Origin of the sequence: Rhodococcus sp. BUPNP1 (assembly GCF_002215235.1) — a bacterium.
Classification (GTDB): Bacteria; Actinomycetota; Actinomycetes; order Mycobacteriales; family Mycobacteriaceae; genus Rhodococcus.
In genome coordinates, this window is record NZ_NERM01000065.1 from 1 (window position 1) to 4,632 (window position 4,632).

At 65.7% G+C, this 4,632-nt stretch carries 2 protein-coding genes and 2 pseudogenes; all 4 read left to right on the forward strand.

Annotated elements, in window-relative coordinates:
* Positions 1-141: 141 nt before the first annotated feature.
* Positions 142-1,155 (forward strand): annotated as a pseudogene (locus B9C99_RS25330) (IS256 family transposase); the annotation flags it as partial.
* A 113-nt stretch (positions 1,156-1,268) separates the two neighbouring features.
* Positions 1,269-2,324, forward strand: coding sequence for a tyrosine-type recombinase/integrase (locus B9C99_RS25335; protein ID WP_064257805.1), 1,056 nt, complete (start codon positions 1,269-1,271; stop codon positions 2,322-2,324).
* The gene (locus tag B9C99_RS25340; RefSeq protein ID WP_088899784.1) at positions 2,321-4,276 is read left to right on the forward strand and encodes a tyrosine-type recombinase/integrase; all 1,956 of its coding nucleotides are present in this window, start codon (positions 2,321-2,323) and stop codon (positions 4,274-4,276) included. Before B9C99_RS25335 ends, B9C99_RS25340 begins: the two co-directional genes overlap by 4 nt.
* Positions 4,277-4,320: 44 nt before the next feature.
* A pseudogene (locus tag B9C99_RS25345) lies at positions 4,321-4,557 on the forward strand (transposase); the annotation flags it as partial.
* Between the last annotated feature and the right edge of the window lie 75 nt (positions 4,558-4,632).

The window sequence follows — 4,632 nt, forward strand, 5'->3', positions numbered from 1 at the left end:
GGGTAAGTCCCGGGGAGTGGTGGGAATCGGCTGAGCGCATCCGGCCAGGTCCGCGGCGTGTCGCTCCCTCGCCGAGGGTGGGCCATCGCGTAGTGATCAACGAGTTACCTCTCACAGTGACTCACAGAAAGCAGCTACGCGATGACCCACGATCATTCTGCACTGCTCACCCAGCTCCACGCGCTCAAGGGCGCCGACAGCGCCAGCGTGTTCGCCGAACTGATCCGTACCGGCCTGCAGGCTCTGATCGAAGCCGAGGCCACCGACAAGCTCGGCGCCGGCCGCTACGAACGCACCGACACCCGGATAACGCACCGCAACGGACATCGAACGAAGACCGTGGCCACCACCAGCGGCGATGTCGAGGTCAAGATCCCCGAACTGCGGTCAGGATCGTTCTTCCCCTCCTTGCTGGAGCGACGCCGCCGCATCGACAAGGCCCTGTACGCAGTGGTCATGGAAGCCTACGTGCACGGCGTGTCGACCCGCAGCGTCGACGACCTGGTCGGCGCGTTGGGTGTCGGATCCGGGATCTCGAAGTCGGAGGTGTCGCGGATCTGCGCTGGTCTGGACACCGAGATCGCCCGGTTCCGCGAGCGCACGCTGACGCACACGAGCTTTCCGTACGTGTTTCTCGACGCCACCTTCTGCAAGGTCCGGGTCGGTGCGCACGTGGTGTCCCAGGCGTTGGTGGTGGCCACCGGAGTCTCGATCGACGGCACCCGCGAGGTACTCGGAACCGCCGTCGGGGACAGCGAATCCTACGAGTTCTGGCGCGAGTTCCTCACCAGCCTCAAGGCCCGTGGTCTGTCGGGGGTGCATCTGGTGATCTCCGATGCACACAGTGGCCTCAAAGCTGCTGTGATGCAGCAGTTCGCGGGTTCTTCGTGGCAGCGGTGCCGGGTGCATTTCATGCGCAACATTCGGGCGGCGGTGGCGGCCAAGCATGTGCCGCCGGTGATGGCGGCGGTCAAGACGATCTTCGCGCACACCGACCCGGACGCCGTCGCGGAGCAGTGGGATCGGGTCACCGACACCTTCTCCGGGTCGTTTCCGAAGGTCGCGGCGTTGATGGAAGCCGCCAAACACGATGTGCTGGCGTTCACCGCGTTCCCCAAGGCTCATTGGCAAAAGGTGTGGTCCAACAATCCCATATCGGTTAACCGGCCCTCCCACGACACGATCACGGTTGCAGCGTGAGGTCCTGAGCCGACGACCGGTTGAGGCGCATGCTGGCGGTGTCGGCTCCGATCGAAAGGCGGCGAACAATGACCGTTCGGGTGCGCATCAGCAGCAACGGGCATGTGATCGACGGCCAATGGGAAGGATGCGCAGCAGCAAACGCGTTCCTGACGCATCTGGCCGGACGCGGATTCAGTTCGGCAACGGTGCGGGCATATGCGTTCGACGTGCTCAATCTGGCCCGATTCCTGCTCGATCGCGACCTCACGGTGGCTGCGGTGACGCCGGTGACGGTGTTCGAGTGGGTCGACTGGCAGAACGTGCACCGCAAACCCCGCCCAGGCATGGCGACACGAGGTGATCGGGGCACTGCGGCATCGACGATCAACCGACGAGTCGCGGCGATACGCGCATTGTTCGAATACCTGGTGATGACCGGGATACGCACCGAGAATCCGGTGCCCTCACCGCGGCGCGGACAGGGACTGCGACCACCAGCGCGAGGACTGCTCGGACACCTCGGGCCGGGCCGACCCCGAGCCGGAGGCAGGCTGGTACGCCAACCACGGCTACTGCCCGAGTCCCTCGACGCCGACGCGATCGAGCAGTTTGCGGCGTCGCTGCGCACCCATCGGGATCGAGCGATGTTGTGGGCGATGCTGTTCGGCGGGCTGCGCAACGCCGAGGTGCGATCCCTGCGGTTGGCAGACGTCGATTTCGGCCAGCGACGACTCCGGGTGCTCGGCAAAGGCTGCAAGGAACGGGTGGTGCCGGTCGATGCGGTGTTCTTCACCGAACTGTCGGCCTATCTGCGCCTCGAACGGCCACCGGGGTTGGCGACCGAGGAGTGTTTCGTGGTGCTGCGCGGCCCCACCGCGGGGGCGCCGGTGACCGAGGCGGGACTGCGGTCACTGTTCCGGCGGCACCGGGACCTCTCCGGTGCGACGAGGGTGCGTCCGCACCGATTGCGCCACACCTACGGCACCGAACTCGCTGCCGCCGGAATCGATCTGATGGTACTGCGGGAGTTGATGGGGCATGTGTCTCCGGACACCACTGCCGAATATGTGCATTTGTCGGTCGAGCAGCTCGCCGCCGAATACGGCGCGGCCCGTGCCAGTCTCGCCGGAACACGACAATGAGCACCGCGGTGGTTGCGACGGTCGTCCTGCCGGCCGGACCGGGTGCGGTGCTCACCGACTACCTCGAGCACGTCGCCAGCCTCGAGCTCAGCGACAGGTCGGTGCGCGCTCGCACCCTCATCGCGACGACCTTCCTCACCACGCATCCGGACTTGCGGGACTGGATGACCCGACCCGCTGCCGACCGGCTGGCCGAACTACGCCGCACCGGGGCCTGGCCACTGCTGTGTCACCTCATCGGACGCGGCAACCTGCGGCTCGACCTCGAACTCGCGGCCGTCAAGAACCTCACCGGACTCGGCCGGGCCGTCGAGGACCGCGACCCGGACGGGTTCGCCGCGGTCCGGGCCGCCGGCCTGGTTTTGGGGTGGACACCGCAATGGGTCGAGACCGTCCTCGGCGAGTGCCTGGCGGTGCTGCTCGCCTGGCACGGCGGTTCCGTCAGCAGCGTGAGCGCCGAGACCGTCGACGACTTCGACGCCGCATTGGCTGCCACACAGTCAATCCCGGATACATCGAAACGCGCCTACCGCAACCGTATCGCGGGACTGCGACAAATGCTGTTTCAGGCCCGCATCGTCGACACCCCACCACGGCGCCGACCGTGGGCCCGCACCTACGCCCAACGCTTCGCCGACGCCCCGATGGCCGATCCGATCCGCGAGGCCCTGTTGCGTTACGTCACCGTCCGGGCATCGGTGCTCCGCCCGAAATCGGCCGAATCGCTGATCAACGACCTGCTGCCGTTCGCGGACTACCTCACCACCGCTCATCCCGAGGTCACCTCCCTCGAGCATCTCGATCGCAGTCACATCGAGGGCTTCCTTGTCTGGAATCGCACCCGCACCTGGCGGGGGCAACGCGCCGCCGCCGGCGCCGGACGCACCATCTCGAAGGCCGTAATCCAATCGACGGTACTGAGCGTGCGCAACCTGCTCGACGACATCACCGAATGGGGCTGGGAACAGGCACCACCGCGCCGTCTGGTCTTCGCCGCCGACGTCCCCAAACTCGACCAACCGCTTCCGCGGGCACTGCCACCCGACATCGACGCCGCGGTGATGAATGCGGTTTCCCAACTCGATGATTCGTTCGCCCGTATCGGGTTGACGGTGCTCCGCGGAGCCGGTCTTCGGGTCGGAGAGCTACTCGATCTCGAACTCGGCAGCGTCATCGACTACGGCGCCGCCGGGACCTGGTTGAAAGTGCCGTTGGGCAAACTCGCCACCGAACGCATGGTCCCACTCTCGGCCACTACCATCGCCGCGTTGGATCAGTGGACAACCGGGCGTGGTGCGTGTCGGCCACTGCCGCATCCCCGCACCGGAGAGCTGACCGATTTCCTGTTCGTCACGCACGGTCGCCGTCTCAGCCAGACCCGGCTGCGCAACGGACTGCTCGCTGCCGTCGAGTCCTGCGGACTGCGCGGGGCCTGGGGTGCGCCGTTGGTGGTGACTCCGCACCAGCTGCGGCATACCTGGGCCACCGAACTCGCCAACGCCGGGATGAGCCTGCAGGCGCTGATGGCATTGCTCGGGCATGTCACTCCGCAGATGACTTTGCGTTACGCCACTTTGGCGTCACCGACGTTGCGTGATGCCTACGACCAGGCGATGGGCAAGATGCGACGGCGGTTCACGCTCACTCCGGTCGGCAAGCCGATCGTCCCCGACGCGGTGAGTTGGCTCGGCAGTGAGATGCTCAAAACTCGTGTTGCCCACGGTTACTGTTCCCGTCACGAGAGCGCGGGTGCGTGTCCCTATGCCAACATCTGCGAAACCTGCGACAACTTCGTCACCGGACCGGAGTTCCGTGGCGCGCTCGAGGCGCAACGCACCGACATCCAGGCTCTCGAGGCCGATGCTCGTGACCGTGGATGGCAGGAGGAAGCTGCCCGGCATCATCGTGTCGCTGAGGCGTTGACCGACCACTTGCAGCGTCTCGATCGCTGACTCGATGTGAGATCAGGGTTGATCTCATCCCTGAGGGCCGGATAATTGAGCGGTTGAACAAGGAAATCAAGCGTCGAGCCGACGTCGTGGAGATTTTTCCGAACCCGGCGGCATTCCTCCGGTTGGCGACCGCGGTGGTCATCGAGCAGCACGACGAGTGGCAGGTCACCCGCCGGTATGTCTCGGATGTGAGCATGGACGAGCTCCGGGCGGTGATCGCCGCCAAACAGCACGCTACCGAACCGGCGTTGTCGTTGACCGGCTCGAGCGAAACAGCATAGTATCCAGCACGACTCGTTGATCACTACGTCTACTGCAGAGCCGATCCGAAGTCCACCACTCCACGGGGCACTATC